Raw genomic sequence first — 21,137 nt, 5'->3', positions numbered from 1 at the left:
GTCTTAATATCTCTTATATCTATTTTTCAGTACCACGATTAACACCACTGCCATCTGCTTTCCATTGAATAACAGACATGCTGGTAGAGGCCATAAGGCCTAATACCAAATAACCTACCAACGCGTGGATACTTGCCAAAATACGTCCAATACTTTGTGGATGAAAATCCCCATAGCCGGTAGAGGTAAAGGTAATAATGGAATAATAAAGACATAACCAGAAGTCTTGAGTGATGGGTCTACCATCTAGTGTGTTATCAATGATACCTATTTGCTGATACACACCTGAAAATGCTAGTAAAAATATGATGACATTTACAATGGACAATATAAGCTCTTTCCATAGATTGCCTTTATCAGCAAATATACGTTTTAAAGTACTGAACAAGGACCATAAAAATACACCACAAAATGGGAAGGTTAAGCAGACAATGACTATATCTCTGAGAAATTCATTAGGCAAAAAGCAGGCAAGACCATACCAAATAATGCCAATTGTTATAAAAAGGATTAGCGTCGCTCTGGCGTTGTTTAATTTTACTAACATCATATAAAGCCTATTTTAAAAACCCCACCGGTTAGGTATTAACCAATGAGGTATATTGACACATTAAGTGCTATGGTAGCCAAATTTTTTATAGTGAGTCTAATGCGTTATTAAAGGTTGTACTAGGGCGCATAACTTGTCTCATCTTGTCATCATCAGGTAAGTAGTAGCCGCTGAGATCAACGGGTTGACCTTGTACATCATTGAGCTCTTGTACTATTTGCGTCTCATTGTCTGCGAGCATCTGTGCAAATGGCTTAAACCGCGCTTTTAGATCGCTATCTTCATCTTGATTCGCCAATTCCTGTGCCCAGTACAAGGCCAAATAAAAGTGGCTACCTCGGTTGTCAAGCTCGCCTACTTTTCGAGAAGGCGACTTATTACTTAGTAGTAGTTTCTCAGTCGCCTCACTTAATGTGTCCGCTAGTATTTGAGCTTTGGGATTGGACTCATCTCCATTCTTACCACTATGCCAAGCTTCGTGCTCTAGTGATACTGATAAAGCAAGAAACTCTCCTAAAGAATCCCAGCGCAAATGATTTTCTTCCAACACTTGTTGAACATGCTTAGGAGCAGAACCACCTGCACCAGTTTCAAATAGACCACCGCCATTCATTAATGGTACGATTGAGAGCATCTTGGCACTGGTACCAAGCTCTAAAATTGGAAATAGGTCAGTTAGATAGTCGCGTAATACATTACCCGTTACCGAAATAGTATCTTTACCCGCTTTTAGACGCTCAAGGGTGAAGCGCGTTGCCTCTTTTATGGACATGATGCGAATATCTAGACCTTCTGTATCATAATCTTTTAGATAATGCGCCACTTTTTTAATTAAAGCAGCATGATGTGGACGATTTTTGTCTAGCCAAAATATGGCTGGCATGCCACTGGCTTTGGCGCGAGTGACTGCAAGCTTAACCCAGTCTTTGACTGGTTCATCTTTAACTCGGTTCATACGCCAGATGTCATCTTGCTGAACGGCGTGTTCTGTTAATACATTGCCATCATCATCAAGTACCTGCACTTTACCAGCGCTTGGCATCTGAAAGGTTGTATTATGTGAGCCATACTCTTCTGCTTTTTGCGCCATTAAACCAACGTTAGGTACTGTACCCATTGTCGTAGGGTCAAAAGCGCCATGCTCTTTACAAAATTTGATCGTCTCTTCGTATAAGTCGGCATAGCTACTATCAGGGATGACCGCTTTGGTATCATGAAGCTCACCATCTGGTCCCCACATCTTACCGCCATTTCGTATCATTGCAGGCATGGACGCATCAACAATAACGTCGCTTGGAACGTGTAAATTCGTAATGCCTTTGTCTGAATCTACCATAGCAAGCGGTGGGTTTTTGTCATATATTTTTTGAATATCTGCTTCAATTTCTTGACGTTTGGCATCGGGTAGCTCTTGTATTTTAGACAGCAATTGTGCAAATCCATTATTGACATTGACGCCAATCTCATCAAAAGTCTCACCATGTTTCTCAAATAGATCTTTGAAATAAACTCTGACAGCTTCCCCAAAGATAATAGGGTCAGATACCTTCATCATGGTCGCTTTCATATGAATTGAGAATAAGACGCCTTGATCTTTAGCATCCTGTACTTGTTCGGCCAAAAAGTTCTTTAAGATGCTATAGCACAGTATTGAGGTATCAATTAGTTCACCTTCTTTTAAAGGAGCAGGGCCTTTAAGTTCAGTAACGTTATTCACGTCATCTCTAAAGATAATACGGTAGTTGGTGGGCTTTTCAATAACAAGTGATTTCTCATCATCAGCAAAATCACAAAAGCTCATGGTTGATACGTGCGACTTAGAGTCATGCGACCACTCTTTCATAGAATGCGGGTTTGATCTGGCATAAGCTTTAACGGCTTTGGGTGCCCGTCTGTCAGAGTTACCTTCACGTAATACAGGGTTAACGGCACTGCCTTTTACTTTATCAAAACGTGCACGTATGTCTTTTTCTTCTTCGGTTTGAGGATCATCAGGAAAGTCTGGAAGGGCATACCCTTTATCTTGAAGCTCTTTTATCGCTTTTTTTAATTGATGGATAGAGGCACTGATGTTCGGGAGTTTAATAATATTGGCTTCAGGTTTTAAAACCAGCTCACCAAGCGCTTCAAGGGCGTTAGGAACTTGTTGCGACTCATCCAAATAGTCTGGAAACAAAGCTAAGATGCGACTTGCCAATGAGATGTCACTCACTTCGATGTTGATACCAGCAGTCTTAGTAAAGGCTTGTACAATAGGTAGAAAAGATTGGGTAGCAAGTGCGGGTGCTTCATCTGTTTTGGTATATACAATTTTTGACATAATAATCGTGTTCCTTTGATATGTATAATTGAATGGTTATAACTTGACTTAATTGTTTAGAAATTTACAGTGATTAATAGATAAAATGAGTAAAAGATAGCGCGATTGATATAAGTTGGGTTGATTGACTTATTGAGTTTACAGCTTATTGATTATTAGGCTATTTATGAGGCTATGAATATGATATGAATTTCTAATTCTTATGCATTGTTGTTTTAATTTTTTGGTTTTATAAAATTAATAGTCTAAGCATACTAAAAGATTGAATTTGAAATCAGTTTAAGAATCGTATCTACTACTTATCGTTATGTAGCTAATCGTTGTATTGCTTTTTATTACAGGCTCATATTAAAGCTAGATTTATTTTAAAGATAGAATCTTGGTTATGTCATAAAAAACACCCCAAGCGTATGAACGCTTAGGGTGTTTATAACTTTATCGAGTTTTCGATCACTATGGCTATTTAATCTGTATCATTTATCAATAAACTGACTCGCTTTAGACACAGGCTAGATTTACAGCATTAATATAAGCCAGTGTTGTAGATAGATTAAGCCCTCTTAAAGCGAGGCAAGAGCTTTATTAAACGTCTCACTTGGACGCATAACTTCTTTAGCAGTCTCTTCATCAGCTAGATAATAGCCTTTAAGATCCACAGATTTGCCTTGAACCTCATTAAGCTCTTGCATAATGGTTTGTTCATTGCTAGCTAATTGTTCTGCTAGTGGCGCAAATTCAGCTTTAAGCTCACTGTCTTGATCTTGATTAGCAAGCTCTTGTGCCCAGTAAAGTGCAAGGTAGAAGTGGCTGCCACGGTTGTCTATTTCCCCAGTCTTACGTGACGGCGACTTATCTTCTATCAATAGCTTTTCAATGGCTTCTTCAAGGGTACTGGCTAACACTTTCGCTTTTGGATTACCCTGATTCTTTGATAAATGTTCTAATGATTCAGTCAATGCCATGAACTCGCCTAGAGAATCCCAGCGTAAATGGTTCTCCTCAAGTAGCTGTTGAACATGCTTAGGCGCAGAACCGCCAGCACCTGTTTCGAACAAACCGCCACCTTTCATTAATGGCACCACAGACAGCATTTTTGCACTGGTACCCAGCTCTAAAATTGGGAACAGGTCAGTAAGATAATCACGTAAGATATTACCCGTCACCGAAATGGTATCCAGACCGCGAGAGACGCGCTCAAGGGTATAACGCATAGCGCGCACTTGAGACATGATATAAATGCGCAGACCTTCAGTATCATGATCTTTTAGATAAGTCTCTACTTTTTGAGTAAGCTCTCTTTCATGAGGTCTATAAGGATCTAACCAGAATACTGCTGGCATATCTGATTCACGAGCGCGAGTCACGGCAAGCTTTACCCAGTCCTGAATCGGCTCATCTTTTACCTGACACATACGCCAGATGTCGCCTTTCTCAACTGCTTGCTCCATCAGCACTTCATCTGTATTGTTATCTACAATACGGGCAATACCTGAGTCGCTAGATTCAAAGGTCTTATCATGTGAGCCGTATTCTTCTGCTTTTTTGGCCATTAAGCCAACGTTTGGCACTGTACCCATAGTGGTCGGGTCAAAGTTACCGTGCCACTTACAGAAGTTAATCATTTCTTGATAGATACGAGCAAAGGTAGACTCTGGCATAACGGCTTTACAATCATATAACTTACCATCGGCACCCCACATTTTACCACCGTTACGGATCATCGCTGGCATTGAAGCATCAACAATCACGTCGTTAGGAGAGTGGAAGTTGGTAATCCCTTTTGACGAATCGACCATCGCTAAGCGAGGACGATGCTCTTGACACGCGTGTAAGTCATAAGTGATTTCATCTTGCATAGACGCGGGTAGCTCTTTGATTTTATCGTATAAGTCCGCCATACCGTTATTAACATTGATGCCTAACTTTTCAAAAGTTTCACCATGCTTCTCAAAAGCTTCTTTGTAATAAATACGAACTGCATGACCAAAGACGATAGGATGAGATACCTTCATCATGGTTGCTTTTACATGCAAAGAGAACAAAATTCCTGCTTCACGGCAGTCTTCCATTTCCTCTTCATAGAACTTGAGCAATGATTTTTTGCTCATAAACATAAGATCTATAATTTCTTTATCTTCTAAAGCAATCTCTGGCTTTAAAACATTGGTCGTACCATCTTCTAATAGCAGCTCCATACGCACATTGCGAGATTTGTCTAAAGTTATGGACTGTTCGCCGTGATAGAAGTCACCTTGATGCATGTGAGAGACATGCGTACTTGACCACTGCTTCCATTCACCCATCGAATGAGGATGTTTACGGGCGTAGTTTTTAACCGCTTTTGGTGCGCGGCGATCTGAGTTACCTTCACGTAATACGGGGTTTACTGCACTACCAAGTGCTTTACCATAACGCTTAAGTATTTGTTTTTCTTCTTCGGTTTGGGGATCTTCAGGAAAGTCAGGAAGGGCATAGCCTTTACTTTGAAGCTCCTCAATAGCAGCTTTTAATTGGCCAACAGATGCACTGATATTGGGAAGTTTGATAATATTGGTATTGGGATCTTGCGTCAGACGACCCAGCTTTGCTAAGTCATCAGACACCTTTTGGTCATCAGTAAGATAATCTGGAAACTCTGCCAGTATTCGCGCTGCAACAGATATGTCGCTGGTTTCAACTGAAATACCTGCGGTTTTACTAAAAGCTTCTACAATTGGTAAAAAAGATAACGTGGCCAGCGCTGGCGCTTCATCGGTCTTTGTATATATAATTTTTTGCATTATAGTATTCGATTCCTTTAGTTTGTTGTTAATTGAAACTGCTTAAAATAATCAATGGGTGTTGTCACAACATTAAGCATACGATATTGTCATATGAATAGGCTCAACCGTTTGACTATTATCAAAACGCACTAGATGCTTGAACACTTAAACATAATATAACCTATTGATAATCTGATATAAGTTGAACAATAGATGCAATATTAAAGCCAAGACCTTTTAACCCTAATTTACATCGTGCTTTTTTTTGTTTTTCGACTATTCATTATGATTGTTCGTGATGATTGTTAATGATGACTATAAAGCGATTAATATTAGATAATGTATATTGGGAGTACGCCTTAAACATAAACTTTATAAGTTATTTCTATATTAATAAAGTGTAATAGAAATAGAGTGTACAAGTATACTATTATTAAACGCTATCTATGTATAACAATTATAATAAACATAATACGCTAACCATAGCGCTTGAACCTATATTCTACCAGTGATTAACATAGATATCATCTTTGGAGCCACGCATACTTAAGTATAAATTTTTAAAGGGTAAAGCATGTATTTTTTATTAGTAAATAAGTTTGGTTAGATTTTCTGCTTTGATCAGGCTTGATTAAGAATATTGAGATAAGAATATTGAGATAAGAATGTTAGGTTCAAGTTGAACTATTATTCAAGAATTTGCATGGCCGTATATGGATGATTGTATTTGTATGGCTATTTTTGAATGACTTTATTTGAATGACTTTATTTGCAAATAATGACAGAATCAACGATAAAATTTGATACGCTAGACGACTAATATAATTAAAATAAATCTTAATCTATGACCTATACCTACGCTATCGTACAAGAAACAACTTGGCAGTCTAAAGCCAATTGGCAACAGCCAGACACTCCATTTATGTCCTTTGAATACTGGCAAGCCTTAAGAGATACACATGCTATAGGGCAGCAGTCTGGATGGGTGCCGTTGTATATTCTAATTTACAAATCTGACCACGTTAATAAAAATGACATGAGTCTAAATGATAACAGCCGTAAACAGAGTATTGGCGATAAAGAGAGCAGTAGCCTTAAACAGAGCATTAATTATGTTAATTCTGAGCAGTCTAATGATGAGACTAATAACTCGTCGCTCATTGCTGCAATGCCCTTATTTATTAAAGGGCATCATCAAGGTGAATATGTGTTTGATCATGCGTGGGCAGAAGCGTATGCGCGTTATGGGGTGAATTATTACCCAAGACTGGTCACCAGTGTTCCTTATACGCCAGTATCTGGTGCAAGATTTTGGTTGATACAAGATCAACCACTCACGGTAGAGATTTGTAAAACCGCGATTGCAGCGATAGATGATGTTGCCAACCAAATAGAAGCTTCAAGCTGGCATGGGCTGTTCATTAGTGAAAAGCAAATGGATACTTTGTCAGATTTACCCAGTCCTTTTTATAACCATCAGAATCTTGAACGTCAAGGATGTCAGTTTTTATGGCAAAATCAAAAATTAAAACATGATTCAGAGGTTGATACTGAAGTATTTAAAGACTTCGATGACTTTTTGAGTACCCTCACGGCCAAAAAGCGAAAAAACATACGAGCAGAGCGAAAAAAAATAGCCAAACAGAATCTAAGGTGCCAAATTAAAACAGGCGCACATATTACTAAGCAAGATTGGGAGGTATTTTACAAATGCTATGCCATGACTTATGCCATTAGAGGGCGTCACCCATATTTGATACCTGAGTTTTTTGAACAAATCTCCCAAACCATGGCGCCAAACTTGATGTTGGCTCAAGCCATCGATAATAATGACGATATTGTCGCGAGTAGTTTGTTTTTTTATGATGATATCAATCAAGAGGACGCTACTTTATACGGTAGATATTGGGGCGCTTTAGATGACTATGATAGCTTGCATTTCGAGCTGTGTTATTACCAAGGGATTGAGTTTGCAATTGCACAAGGGCTTAAGTATTTTGATCCTGGTACTCAAGGCGAGCACAAATTAATAAGAGGGTTTGTACCGCATAGAACCTATTCATTGCACCGTATCTATGATACGCAATTTGAGCCTGCCATAGCTGACTTTTGTCAGCAAGATCGAGACTATATGTTCACGTATCGCCGGCAAGCGCATGAGGCATTGCCATTTAATATCTCAAATATGCCATTATTTCAAGGCTGATATCCTAAGACCACTCATTAACAGCCACTTAAACAAACACAAATAAGGTTAATAAATGGCACAAGCGCTACCTCAACAAGCCAAGTTTTGGCTACAGTCATCTGGATCATTAACTGCCTTACTCGAAGCCAAAGCAGGGCAGCCTCTAAGGGTAAAACCTATATATGAAGGATATCAGCCATTGACCTTAGCGCAAAAGAAACAGCTGGGGTATACAGGCTATCAGCTTAATCGACCAGTCATGGCTTGGATAAGAGAAACTTGCTTATATGGTAATGAGCAGCAGGAATGGGTTGCTGCCCAAAGCATATTTCCACTTTATAGTTTAAAGGGGGACGCAAAACGACTCCAAAGCTTGCGCGGGACGCCCATCGGCTATGTTTTGTTTAAACGACGCAACAAACTGCCTCAAACGCGCAGTATCAAGCTTACTAAAAATGGCTGGAGGCGACAAACTCTATACAATTGGCAAGATAGGCCACTTGTCATCAGTGAAACATTTCTAGAAAGTTTTTTTGATTAGAAGTAATGATGGCACTAGAATCACCAATAGATGGTTTGGGGCGGATATTTAATACAGTTATTGAACCTTTAGCACTTAACAATGAATTAACATTAGGGGCTGTATAGAGTTGCTTAATTAAGACTATTGATAGCTATAGTCAAAGAGCTTTAAAGTAGTCACAAGGCAACCGAGTGCAAGTACTACTAGGGTAGGCTTAACGAGGTTAACACCGTGACTCTTTATAAGTTCGCCGACTATACCAATTAATCCAAGCTGTGTTCCAAACTAGGCGTAAACCGCTGATAATGCCCGAAGCGTATTGGACCTTAGCTAGGTTTACAACAACGTTTGGGGCAATTTTAGCATCAGCCTTGAGAACGGTTCTCGAGCAAAGCATTGCTTTGAACGTTCGCAAGGCGAGAGCTATGCTCGAGAGGGGGCAGGGCTATTTTTTGCCAATATATCGCGACATTCAATAATTAACGGTTCTAACTTAGAACGACTCAGCTGCGAAAATTACCCTGCATAGCATATTGCCTAAAAAATAGCCTCTGCCAGTTCCATGAATCAATTATATACAGCCCTTAATCATCGAAACCTAAATATTCATCATCTTATTGCGGGTTATTTGTCTTTAGACTTTAAAATTTCATGTTAAACTTACTATCTAATTTCAAACGACACATTGCAAACTAACTTATTACAAACTAATTAATTGCAAACGGACGGCATGTATAGTCGAATAAGACTAAAAAGAAGTCTAAAATAGTTACAAGGCAACCGAGTACAAGTACCATTCATGTAGGCCAAGTTCTTATAGGCCAAGTTCATATAGGCTGAGCTCATGTATGTGTATCAAGGTTAACACCGTAACCGTTTAGTAATTCGCTGACTATAAACAAGATACATGTGGCATAACACTGCTTAAATCGCTTAGCGCATTAGGTGCCGTTAGTTTTAGCTATCGAATTTTGATAAATAAGTTGGCTTAGTTTGGTTCTGCATCCGTTTTACATCGTTAACAACGTTTAAAAAAAGACTTTATAGGATAATACTATGTTTAAAGATATTAGCATTAAAGATTACGATCCAGAATTACATGACGCTATGCAGTCAGAAACCAAGCGTCAAGAGAGCCATATTGAGTTAATCGCTTCTGAAAACTATTGCTCACCAGCAGTTATGGAAGCTCAAGGTTCAGATTTAACCAACAAATATGCGGAAGGCTATCCTGGTAAGCGCTATTATGGCGGTTGTGAGTATGTCGATATCGTTGAGCAGTTAGCCATTGACCGCGCAAAAGAATTATTTGGTGCAGAGTACGCCAACGTCCAGCCCCATGCCGGTAGCCAAGCCAACTCTGCGGTATTTTTAGCCCTGCTTGATGCTGGTGACACGGTACTGGGTATGAGCTTAGACGCTGGTGGTCACTTAACTCATGGCGCACACGTGAACTTCTCAGGCATCAACTACAATGCGGTTCAATATGGCTTAGTCGAAGAAACCGGTCTAATTGACTATGATGAAGTTGAGCGTTTGGCAAAAGTGCACAAACCAAAAATGATTATTGCCGGCTTCTCTGCCTATTCGCAAGTAGTGGATTGGCAGCGTTTCCGTGATATAGCAGACCAAGTAGGTGCATATTTCTTTGTCGATATGGCGCATGTCGCAGGTCTAGTAGCGGCAGGTGTGTATCCAAGCCCAGTTCCTTTTGCTGATGTGGTAACGACCACCACTCACAAAACCTTGCGTGGCCCACGTTCAGGTCTAATCCTATCTCGTGATGACAAATTAGCTAAGAAGCTAAATTCGGCTGTATTCCCAGGCAACCAAGGTGGCCCATTGATGCACGCCATCGCAGCAAAAGCGGTTTGCTTTAAAGAAGCCTTGCAAGATGACTTTAAAACTTATCAGCATCAAGTGGTTAAAAATGCTCAAGCGATGGCGAAAGTTATCCAACAGCGCGGTTATGACATCATCTCTGGGGGTACTGAAAACCATCTAATGCTAATAAGTTTAGTGAAGCAAGAGATGACGGGTAAAGAAGCAGACAAATGGTTGGGTGATGCAGGTATTACTGTTAACAAAAACGCCGTACCAAATGACCCTAAATCACCGTTTGTGACTTCTGGTATTCGTATTGGTACGCCAGCCATTACCACGCGCGGCTTTAACGAAGAACAATCTAGCGAGTTAGCCGGCTGGATTTGTAATGTGTTAGACAGCCGTGGTGATGAAAAAGTAATCGCTGAGACGCGTGAGAAAGTACAGAAAATCTGTGCAGAATTGCCAGTTTATGAAAGCAATCAGTAATTAGCGTTGTTGCTTTAATGCGTAAGATTGCCTTGTATGCGTTAGATTGACTTGTATGCATTAGATTGACTTGTATGCGTTGGGTTGCTTTGTATGCATTGGATTGTATAAACGCTTGATAAAAAAACCGCTTAGCTTATGGCTAGGCGGTTTTTGTCTTAAAGCTTATTGTAGATATGAACTATAAAATCAAAGCGCCTTAATTTTATTAAGCACTTTGACGCTACCAACTACATAAATGGTAAGTTCACAAATATTTGTAGTACGGTGGCATTGACGATATCCACAAAGAATGCGCCAACCATAGGCACAATCAAAAAGGCTTTAGGTGATGGCAGATAACGGTCCGTTACGGCTTGCATATTAGCAATCGCAGTTGGGGTCGCGCCCATACCAAACCCGCAGTGTCCTGCAGATAATACGGCGGCATCATAGTCTTTACCCATAATTCTAAAAGTCAGTAGATAAACGTATAGAATCATGATCAGCGTTTGTACGATTAGGATAATAAGTACAGGGCCTGCCAAATCGGTTAGCTGCCATAGTTTTAGTGATAATAAAGCCATGGCTAAGAATAAGCTCAAAGAAGCATTACCGATCACATCAATGGCACGATCAAACATGTTGAAGTCAAAAACTAAAGTCAATACGTTACGGATAATAACGCCGCCAGCCAGCGCCCAAACGAAAGTCGGCAAATCAAACCAAGTGCCATCACCTAGTAGGGTCATAACATCTGCGAATGCTAATGCTGCAGCAAACAAGGCCAACGATTCAATAGTAGAAGAAGCGGTAATAAGACGTATGTTGTCTGGTTTTTCAAATATCTCTTTATTTCTGTGTGCATCCTCTTCATTATGCTTTGTGCTATAAAGGGATTGCTGTCCTGCAAGGCGCTCAGTTTCACTAGGGTTAAGATTTACTGGCGCAGGCTCAACGCCTAATTTATTAATAAGACGGCGAGCAACTGGGCCACCAATAACGCCACCTGCAACAAGGCCATAGGTCGCCACTGCGATACCTAATGTAGTGGCGCCCACCACGCCATACTGCTCTTCCAAAGTGATACCCCACGCCCCTGCAGTACCATGCCCGCCAGTTAAGGCGATAGAGCCAGTAACCAAACCTAATAAAGGATCAAGTCCCAGCAATGAGGCCATAGAAACACCAACAATGTCTTGCACGACAATGAATGAAGAAACTACAGCGGTGAATATCAATAAAGGCGTACCCCCAGCCTTTAATCGTCCAAAGTCAGCACTGAGTCCAATAGAGGCAAAGAACATTAACATACAAGCTGTCTGTAGCTCTTGCTGAAAGTTAAAACTATAGCCCCAGATTAGATTGAGGACATAAACAATCACCGCAGCAACTAGACCACCCGCAACGGGTTCTGGGATGTTGAAGTCCTCTAAAAACTTTATTCTTTTTACTAAAAAACGTCCTAATAATAAGACCAAAGTGGCTAATATAAGGGTGTAATAGCCATTCAAAGTAACATCCATAAGTCTATCCTTATTACTTATATTTTCTCTTTTTTATACGTGTTACCACATGAAGATTAAAAATATGGATTATTATAGTTTAATAATTAACGTTAAGTCGTCTATAAATAATGTGGAGTGTTGTTAAGCCATAAGATTTTATGTTATATCTGTCTTATGTGAAGAGGCCTTTTAAAGCAGTTATTCAAGTAAGTTATTTAAAAAATGCTATTCAAAGATTCTATTTACAGATTTGATTCACACCTAATATAAACTTATGGTTATCTGACTCTACCTCTATTACTATTTAGGTTCATCTATTAGGCTCTTCATTTACGATTACCCACAGCTTTGGCTTTCCAAAGTCTTGGAATGCATCTTGAATCATGTTTTTAAATACATTGAAGTCTTCGGTATTTATAGTATCGATGGCGGTCAAATCTAAGCTTAAGTTCTCAACATCACTGTCGGTCAAACAGTCCCATGCGCTATCCCAATTGTGTGCAAAGTAACTGGGAAAATAACAAGCGTCATCAAGCGCTTTCAATAAGGTTTGTTTGTTTATCTCATTTGTTAAAGGTAACAATTTAGCGTTTGCGGGTATAGTATCCATCATATGAGGATGCTTTGGAATAAAGAGAATCGCTTGTGTCATATTAATCGACCTTGAGTGGTTTGAAACTGTCATAGTGATCTACGGTTAGATAATATACGGTAGGCGGATTACCACCCGTGACGATACGCCGTGCTCCTCGATGTGATACTCCTGGCGTAGGTACCGTGTACTCTCGATAATACCCATTAGGCTTGTTAGGCAAGCGACCTTCTCGATTATAAAAAGTTGAACCGTCCTTACGAGGATAGGGGTAAGGTCCACCTTGTTGAATCAAGGCAATCGTCTGGTCAACTTGTGCATCTCCAGTGATATCTGTTTTAGTAACTTCTATACCAGTAACTTCAATAGACCCATCATCCTCTTTGATAGCTGGGTAAGTGCTTGAGCTGTCAGAACCTATAGATGATGATTGTGTAATATTTGAAGGATTATCGCTTGCGGACGTGTTACTAAGATTTAAATCACCAAAGACATATATGGCGACAGCTACAATCGCTATGATCGTCATCAATCGTGATAGCCAGCTTTTGTCTGCTACATGAATCTTGGCTCTATTACTGTGTGCGCCGTTGCTATTAGTTTGGCGGTTATTGAGCTGACTGCTATTTAAGGGCTTATGAGTAGACTGAGTATCTAAGATTGTAGAAGCCTTATGTGAACCTAATGCAGAGTCAGATGATAAGTCAAACTCTGTATTAGTAACTTCGATTGCATTAAGACGGTTTTGCTCGTCGCGCTCACTATTAAATATGACGTGCTGACCTACCTGTATTGGCCCCTCTAATCTTGAATGACTGATATGGAAAAAAACGTCTTCAGACTGAGAGTCGACGTCAATAAATCCGTAACCTTTGTTCTCATTCCAATACTTTATCTTACCACTTTGCATGAAGCAGTCGTCCTTATAACCGTGTTTTAAATAGCTATGTTTAAAAAGCTATGTCTGAAAAGTTAAGTTTAAAAAGCTGCGTTTAAAAAAGAATAACAGTGCCTAAACAACAGTCTTTAAATGTAATGAATAGTATGGGCGTTGATTGGCATAAAAATAGTAGGTAAACAAAATAGATATAACCCCAAAGATTAATATAACCTTAAGATAGTAGCTAATTATTTAACCACCTAATTGATTAAGCGCTAAGGCTATTACCAAACCAATTGCAGTACTAATACCAGCCCAGTGGTTGCCTTTTTTGAAAGCTTCAGGGAATAGCTCGGTGGCTAATGATGCGATGACAGCACCAGCGGCGAAACAGTCGATAGAGCTTAAAGCGGACTTTGATACATCTCTAAGTAGTAAATTACCCAATATAGCAGCGACTGACAATAGTACTGCGGCGCCTATCCAAATTAAAATGATGGTTTTTTTATTAGCGCCGCCTTCTTTCATTTGTTTTGCGCCGCCCGCTGCTTCTGGTAAGTTAGATAGTAATATAGATCCTGCTAATGCAGCGACTTGCATTGGGTTTCCACTAATTAAAGAGACGCCTAACGCTAAGTTCTCAGGCACACCATCTAAAGTAACCGCAGCCAAAAGACCGCCACCGCCGCTACTGTCCATCTTTTCATCAATGAGATAATCGACACCTGTGAATACCATTGCACCAATCATGGTGAATATAACAGCATTTAGCAGCCCACCTTCTGATATTGCAGGTTGCAACATCTCTAAGGCGACCGCTAGCATCAGCGCGCCACCTGCTATTGCTAAAAGGTTGCCTTGCATCCAGTCTGGGAGCTTGCCATAAACGCCCCATAGTGCACCCACTATCAATGCGCTAGACACGACCAATATTACTAAAAACATCATCATAACGGATACCTCTTATTACTTTATACGCGTAACGATATCAAAAATATTAGATTTAATTGTCACCATTAGCAATATTTTAGTAACAATATATTTTTGATAAAACTCACACTGTATGATGCTATAAAATAATTGGATCAATCAAAAAAATGCCAGATTATACTGGCATTTATAGGTCTCGTGATTTTTATATTAAGTTATTAGTTTAACTACGCACCTCGCCATGCCCATAAACAATCCACTTCTGAGACGTTAATCCTTCAAGCCCGACTGGACCACGAGCATGAATCTTATCGGTGGAGATACCAATTTCTGCGCCAAGGCCATATTCAAAACCATCTGCAAATCGGCTTGAAGCATTAATCATAACGCTTGAAGAGTCGACCTCACGAATAAAACGTTGAGATTTGGTGTAATTGTCCGTAATAATAGCATCGGTATGATGACTACCATGCGTATTGATATGTTGAATGGCCTCATCTATGTTCTCGACTATCTTAATGGCTAAAATAGGAGCCAAATACTCCGTATCCCAGTCCGCATCATTAGCGTCACTTAAATGACCTGACAGCTTTAGGTTATCATCTAAGATAGTCATCGATACGGCATCAAGACGAAGCTGCATGGCGTCGTCCGCATCGACAATGGCTTCGGCAACTTTAGGTAATAGAGATTCTGCAATATCTTTATCTATTAATAGCGTCTCCATCGTATTGCATGTGCCATAGCGGTGTGTTTTGGCATTGACACTGACATCAATAGCAATTTTAGGATCTGCATCACTATCTATAAAGGTATGACAATTTCCGTCTAAATGTTTAATAACGGGTACTTTTGCATCATTACTAATACGTTCGATAAGACCCTTGCCGCCGCGCGGTACAATCACATCAACATAATCAGTCATTGTAATCAATTCGCCCACAGCAGCTCGATCGGTAGTTTGCAATACTTGAACGCCATGCTCTGGCAAACCTGATTCTTTCAAGCCCTCTATGATACACTTGGCAATAGCTTGATTGGACTCAAATGCCTCAGAGCCGCCGCGTAAGATAATGGCATTACCAGATTTTAAAGCTAACGAAGCAGCTTCTAAGGTCACATTGGGGCGAGATTCATAAATCATACCGACCACGCCTAATGGCACACGCATTTTACCCAATTGTATGCCAGATGGGCGGTACGTCATATCCGTAACCTCACCAATAGGATCTGGCAGATTTGAGACATCTTTTAAGCCTTGTAACATGCCCTTAAAGCGTGCGTCTGTTAATTCTAATCGATCAAGTAAGGCGGATTCTAAATTATTACTACGACCTTTATCCATATCGATTTTATTGGCAGTCAAAATGTCAGATTTAGCGGCTTGCAATTTGTCATATATGCAAAGCAAGGCGTTATTTTTTTTACCCGTACTCGCAGCAGCCAGCTCTCTTGAGGCAGCTCTAGCTTGTTTGCCTACTTGCTGCATGTATTGTTTGATATCCGTTATGTTCTGTCCCATTTACAGTGTCCTAATAGATGAAGAAAAGTATAAAGATAAGATAACTTTTGTTATAACATAAAGCAGATAGAGATATTAGTAAAGCGGTTTGCGACCCACACTTATACTGGCAAAATTATACTTAAGGACATACGCTCACAAAGCATTACTAAATTCTGCTTTTGCATGTTAAAGATTAGTAGTAACTTAAGTAAGTAGCCGTTATTAATTAGCTATTTGCAAGAAACTATGAGTTAGTGAGAAACAACTTTAAGAAAGGATGGTTTATAATAGTGCTTGAGTGTCTATAATTCTTTTATTACATATCTTTTATTACATGATTTTTAGTGCATATCTTTTAATATATGACTGAAATTAATGTATGACTGGTAAATTATGTATGACTGGTAAATTATGTATGACTGGTAAAAAAGTTACAGACACTTCATTATAAAAGCTTTAAGTACCCAGTGCTTTAAGCTCACAAATAACTTAGTTTAAGATAAATTTAAGTGCAACATAAATGAATAGGTACTCATATGAAAAACTTTAAAACATCACTTATTGCACAGGTATTAGCAGCGAGTATTCTAACACTAGGTGTCTCTGCATGTAGCAGCCCTGAGCAGGAAGCCGAGGTTGAAGGCGCCGAAGCCGAAGAGTCTCAAACTATTGAAACTGAATCTAACGATACTGACAGTACGCATATTGGCAATGACAATGACATTGAGCTTGCAGATCCAGATGTTGAGGCAAGTGAAGAGAGTTTAGCGGCTCAAGAAGAACAACTTGACTCAGCGGACGATGCCGAAATACTAGATGGTACTGAGCAAGAAGAGCACGTATCCACCTATTAAGTATTAAATTCATAAGTTTAGAACATCGTGTATGATGTCAGCTAAATAAAATGCGACCAATGCATGTATGACTGTCTAGGCGAGGTTTGCATATGCATTGGTCTTATAGCTTTATACGTGATTGAATTTAATAGTCAGGTAAAGGTACTGCGCTAAATTAGTTGCTTATCTATTAGCTTATTTATATAGGTTACTTATTTAACTGCTTATATAATTAGTTGCTTATTTAATAGGTTTTAAGAGACAATATAAACCTTAATAGCAAGGCATATAACTGCCTATACCATATTTGGTATAGAAGTCTGTCGGGTATGACTGCTTTTTTATGGCTTAATACTTAATTAAGCTGTATGTCAGTCTAAAAACTATGGGTTATAATGCGCTTGCTTAAATTAATAATATTAAATATCGGATACCGTTCACCTTTATGTCAAATGCTACTTCAGATCGACCTGTTGCCCTTGATTTGCAAAATATATATAAAAGCTATGGATCGCTTGAGGTATTAAAAGGAGCGTCGATAACTGCTTATGATGGTGATGTTATCTCCATACTGGGCTCTTCAGGCTCGGGCAAGTCCACACTGCTTCGCTGTATTAATCTACTTGAAAAGCCCAATAAAGGCACGATTACCTTAGGTAATGAAACGCTTGACCTCGTCCCAAGCAAGTCAGGTGAGCTTCAAGCCAAAAACCGTGCGCAGCTTGAAAATTTGAGAGCACGGGTAGGATTTGTATTTCAAAATTTTAATTTGTGGCCACACAAAACAATTTTGGAAAATATCATTGAAGGGCCAACTCAAGTTTTAAAAATGAAAAAGAGTGAGGCGATGCAAGAAGCAGAGGCATTACTAAAAAAGGTAGGACTTCACGATAAAAAAGATGCCTACCCTGATAACTTATCGGGTGGTCAGCGTCAGCGCGTGGCCATTGCTCGTGCCCTAGCTATGAAGCCGCAAGTACTGTTATTTGATGAGCCAACCTCAGCCCTTGACCCAGAGCTTGTGAATGAAGTATTGGCGGTTATGCGTGAGTTGGCTGCTGAAGGCCGTACCATGTTAATCGTGACGCATGAAATGCGCTTTGCACGTGATGTGTCGTCTAAAGTTGTTTTCTTGCATGAGGGGCGTATAGAAGAGATGGGAACTCCTGAACAAGTTTTTGATAATCCCAAATCGACTCGAGTGCGTGAATTTATGGCATCGCATAGAGCAGATGCAAATACGATTTAAATCTAATAACGTTATTTTTGTAAAAAAGTAAAAATTAAGCGCCTATAATAGAATTCATTTGCAATTGAATCCTTTAAAATTAGGTTTACGCAATAAAATATTTGTTTTTATGACATTGCTCGGGTATTATTTTTGTCAACAGCCGATAAGACTTTAGTGCTATAAGTTTCAGTTAGTATGAAATTAATGCTGTTAGAATACTTAAACTGTAATTAAATAATGCTATTGCAAAGCTGAGTTGTTTATAGAATTTAATTATTAGCTTCACATTAAAATTCTCTACGCCAAAATAGATAACTTGTAATTACTGGGCATTTTTAACATTAAAAGGAAGTACCAAATGCAAAACACTTCGACACAGACTGGTTTCAATACGCTAGTCAAATCAGCCATCGCTTTAGCGACTGGCCTATCAATGACGTTATTAGTAGGCTGTAACAATACTGAGCAAACAACTTCTGAAGAAGTGGCGACAGATGCAACTACTGAGATGAGCACTCAAGAACCCATTCGCATTGCTACGGAAGGCGCCTATGCTCCCTTTAATGCAACTGACAGTGACGGTAATTTAGTTGGTTTCGATATTGACTTAATTAATGCGCTATGTGACGAGATACAAGCAAACTGCCAGCTACAGGCTCAAGATTGGGACGGTATTATCCCAGGACTAAAAAATGGTAAGTATGATGCAGTCATTGCGGGCATGTCTATCACGCCAGAACGCGCAGAGCAGGTAGATTTTACTGATTCTTATTTTGAAAACTCTTTGGTATTTGTTGCTGAAAAAGGGTCAGATTTAAATCCAGAAGATAAGACGTCTTTAGAAGGACTTACCCTAGGCACTCAACGTGCAACTATTGCCGCACAGTGGTTGGGCGATAACTTACCGAATACGAATGCAAAATTATATGACACCATTGGCGATGCTTTCTTAGATTTAGAAGCGGGTCGTTTAGATGGTATTCTTTCTGATACCGCACCTGTTGTAAACTGGTTAAGTGATGGCAAGACAAATTACGAAATTATCGGAGATGAAATAGATAATGACGATAATTTTGGTATTGCTGTGCGCAAAGAAGATCCATTAAGAGAGAAGTTTAATGAAGCGCTTGCCTCTGTTAAAGAGAGCGGTAAATATGACGAAATCAGAGGTCAGTATTTCTAATATTTAAAATAGGATTAAAATGTTAATTTAAAATATGGGTAGTTATATTCTAGCTTAATCAATCGGTATGTTGTCTTTTCAAACAAGGTAGAGAACCGGTGACCTTTACTCATATTCGTATAGGCCGGTTAATATTGAATTTTAGCCGGCCTATATTATTTTTAACATAATTAAGGTGTGAATGACGTGATGGATTTGCAAGGTTTTGGGCCATTACTTTTGAGTGGCGCACTTGTCACTATTAAACTTGCTGTAGTAAGTTTGTTTTTTGGCATGATATTAGGCTTATTCGGTGCTTCTGCGAAACTTTCCAAAGTCTGGATATTGCGCAATCTTGCAACGGTGTATACGTCAACCATGCGGGGTATACCTGAGTTACTATTGGTGCTGTTTATATATAATGGCGGCTTTGTTATATTAAATGCTCTTTTAAATAAGCTTGGTTACCATCAATATCATGATTTCAGTCCTTTTATTGCTGGCGTTCTAGCCCTCTCTATCGCGTTTGGTGCGTATGCAACCGAAGTGTTTCGGATGGCCATGCAAGAGATTCCAGAAGGTCAACGTGAAGCTGCTGAAGCGATAGGTATGCGTCCTATTCAAATATATTTTAGAATAACCATGCCGCAGTTTTGGCAACTTGCTTTACCAGGTTTAGGTAACTTATTTTTGGTGTTATTAAAAGATACGGCACTCGTATCAGTAGTGGGCTTACAAGATATTATCTTTCAGGCTAATCGCGGTAAAGCAGCTACTCAGGATTCATTCACCTTTTACATGGCAGCGGCTTTAATCTATTTAGGGCTGACCGTAATTATTACTGGTATTGTTATGTTCCTTGAATGGCGTGCAAACCCAGCTGCACGATATGCCAAACGGCTAAATAAGCCGTCCTCCTTTTTTCCTATTAATCTCATTAAAGAGTAGGGCGACGATATGGACTGGAGCTGGAAAGTTATATTTGAATCGTTCCCTGATCTCTTATGGGGCGCAGTTGTCACTATTGAGCTGGTGGTGTTGTCCGGTGTCATCGGTTTGTTCTTAGGTTTTATATTCGCACTAATGCGCTTATCGAATAATAAGCTTTTAAAAAGTCTGGCGTTTTTATATATATTTTTTTTTCGCGGTACCCCTTTACTGGTTCAGATTTATCTGATTTATTTCGGGTTTCAGCAGTTCGATTTTCTCAAAAACTCATTTTTGTGGGAGCCTGTATTTAAAAATGCTTTTTGGTGCGCAACGATTGCTTTTACATTAAATACAAGCGCCTATATTGCTGAGATTATTCGCGGTGCCATATTGGCCATACCTGAAGGTGAATTGGAAGCTGCCGATGCCATTGGAATGTCTTATACGCAAAAGTTTAAGCGTATTATTTTACCAAGAGCCTTTGGGATTATGTTGCCAGCTTATAGTAATGAAGTTATTTTTATGCTCAAAGGTAGCGCGCTTGCAATGACAATAACCTTATTAGACATCACGGGTGTTGCCAAAACAATCAGTGCCGTGACTTATACGAATATGGAATTGTATTTTGCCGCAGGTATTGTTTATCTAGTACTAACTTGGATTATATTATTCATATTCAAGTTAGCCGAGAAGCGTTTTAACCGTTACATGAGCTATGTGCCACCAGAGGTGATGACGACGACTGTACCCTAACCCATGTATTAACTTCCCATGCATTAAATTAGGTCACTCAGTTACCCTCCATTCGTTAAACTAATTAACCAGCTTATAGGCTGGTTTTTTTGTGCTTGTATTGCTTTATAAGTTTGAGTAACCTAAGTAGCGAGCTATAAATCGAATATCTACATGTATCAATCAATAAACCCTAA

16 protein-coding genes are annotated in these 21,137 nt (G+C 39.4%); 8 read left to right on the top strand and 8 right to left on the bottom strand.

What is annotated here, in order from left to right; translation table 11 throughout:
• Nucleotides 1–19: 19 nt before the first annotated feature.
• The 3 genes from AC21OH_RS09080 to AC21OH_RS09070 form a co-directional block, all read right to left on the bottom strand.
• On the bottom strand, nt 20–550 hold the full coding sequence (locus tag AC21OH_RS09080; RefSeq protein WP_487370261.1) for an ion channel: 531 nt from the start codon (nt 548–550) through the stop codon (nt 20–22).
• Between the two features lie 85 nt (nt 551–635).
• A complete protein-coding gene (locus AC21OH_RS09075; protein ID WP_487370262.1) occupies nt 636–2,870 on the bottom strand; it encodes an NADP-dependent isocitrate dehydrogenase in 2,235 nt (744 codons plus the stop codon).
• Nucleotides 2,871–3,430: 560 nt separating this feature from the next.
• A complete protein-coding gene (locus tag AC21OH_RS09070; protein WP_487370264.1) occupies nt 3,431–5,650 on the bottom strand; it encodes an NADP-dependent isocitrate dehydrogenase in 2,220 nt (739 codons plus the stop codon).
• An 826-nt stretch (nt 5,651–6,476) separates the two neighbouring features.
• Between AC21OH_RS09070 and AC21OH_RS09065 the strand changes: the two genes are divergently transcribed.
• From AC21OH_RS09065 to glyA, 3 genes are all read left to right on the top strand, one after another.
• Complete coding sequence (locus AC21OH_RS09065) at nt 6,477–7,838, top strand: GNAT family N-acetyltransferase (protein WP_487370265.1); 1,362 nt, start codon at nt 6,477–6,479, stop codon at nt 7,836–7,838.
• Between the two features lie 55 nt (nt 7,839–7,893).
• Nucleotides 7,894–8,361: a chorismate--pyruvate lyase family protein gene (locus AC21OH_RS09060; RefSeq protein WP_487370266.1), complete on the top strand. Its 468-nt coding sequence runs from the start codon at nt 7,894–7,896 to the stop codon at nt 8,359–8,361.
• A gap of 1,038 nt (nt 8,362–9,399) precedes the next feature.
• A complete protein-coding gene (glyA, locus tag AC21OH_RS09055; RefSeq protein WP_487370267.1) occupies nt 9,400–10,656 on the top strand; it encodes a serine hydroxymethyltransferase in 1,257 nt (418 codons plus the stop codon).
• 230 nt (nt 10,657–10,886) lie between these two features.
• Here glyA and gltS read toward each other — a convergent pair whose 3' ends face one another.
• The 5 genes from gltS to AC21OH_RS09030 all read right to left on the bottom strand — a co-directional run bounded on the left by gltS (nt 10,887) and on the right by AC21OH_RS09030 (nt 16,067).
• Nucleotides 10,887–12,161, bottom strand: a complete 1,275-nt coding sequence (gltS, locus tag AC21OH_RS09050) for a sodium/glutamate symporter (protein WP_487370268.1) — start codon at nt 12,159–12,161, stop codon at nt 10,887–10,889.
• 292 nt (nt 12,162–12,453) lie between these two features.
• Nucleotides 12,454–12,795 (bottom strand): barstar family protein, encoded by a 342-nt coding sequence (locus AC21OH_RS09045; RefSeq protein WP_487370269.1) that lies wholly within the window; start codon nt 12,793–12,795, stop codon nt 12,454–12,456.
• Between the two features lies 1 nt (nt 12,796).
• Nucleotides 12,797–13,645, bottom strand: a complete 849-nt coding sequence (locus tag AC21OH_RS09040; protein WP_487370270.1) for a ribonuclease domain-containing protein — start codon at nt 13,643–13,645, stop codon at nt 12,797–12,799.
• 222 nt (nt 13,646–13,867) lie between these two features.
• Nucleotides 13,868–14,566, bottom strand: coding sequence for a ZIP family metal transporter (locus AC21OH_RS09035; RefSeq protein WP_486536324.1), 699 nt, complete (start codon nt 14,564–14,566; stop codon nt 13,868–13,870).
• A 202-nt stretch (nt 14,567–14,768) separates the two neighbouring features.
• Nucleotides 14,769–16,067 (bottom strand): glutamate-5-semialdehyde dehydrogenase, encoded by a 1,299-nt coding sequence (locus AC21OH_RS09030; RefSeq protein WP_487370271.1) that lies wholly within the window; start codon nt 16,065–16,067, stop codon nt 14,769–14,771.
• 518 nt (nt 16,068–16,585) lie between these two features.
• Between AC21OH_RS09030 and AC21OH_RS09025 the strand changes: the two genes are divergently transcribed.
• The 5 genes from AC21OH_RS09025 to AC21OH_RS09005 all read left to right on the top strand — a co-directional run bounded on the left by AC21OH_RS09025 (nt 16,586) and on the right by AC21OH_RS09005 (nt 20,961).
• The gene (locus AC21OH_RS09025; protein WP_487370272.1) at nt 16,586–16,903 is read left to right on the top strand and encodes a hypothetical protein; all 318 of its coding nucleotides are present in this window, start codon (nt 16,586–16,588) and stop codon (nt 16,901–16,903) included.
• A 427-nt stretch (nt 16,904–17,330) separates the two neighbouring features.
• The gene (locus AC21OH_RS09020) at nt 17,331–18,134 is read left to right on the top strand and encodes an ABC transporter ATP-binding protein (protein WP_487370273.1); all 804 of its coding nucleotides are present in this window, start codon (nt 17,331–17,333) and stop codon (nt 18,132–18,134) included.
• Nucleotides 18,135–18,474: 340 nt separating this feature from the next.
• Complete coding sequence (locus AC21OH_RS09015) at nt 18,475–19,299, top strand: transporter substrate-binding domain-containing protein (RefSeq protein WP_486536320.1); 825 nt, start codon at nt 18,475–18,477, stop codon at nt 19,297–19,299.
• A gap of 186 nt (nt 19,300–19,485) precedes the next feature.
• Nucleotides 19,486–20,226: an ABC transporter permease gene (locus AC21OH_RS09010; protein ID WP_487370274.1), complete on the top strand. Its 741-nt coding sequence runs from the start codon at nt 19,486–19,488 to the stop codon at nt 20,224–20,226.
• A 9-nt stretch (nt 20,227–20,235) separates the two neighbouring features.
• Nucleotides 20,236–20,961, top strand: a complete 726-nt coding sequence (locus AC21OH_RS09005) for an ABC transporter permease (protein ID WP_487370275.1) — start codon at nt 20,236–20,238, stop codon at nt 20,959–20,961.
• Nucleotides 20,962–21,137 lie beyond the last annotated feature (176 nt).

Source organism: Psychrobacter sp. CX10, from assembly GCF_057621575.2.
Note: the sequence above shows the minus strand (reverse complement) of the source record. Positions and strands in the feature narration are given on the sequence as shown.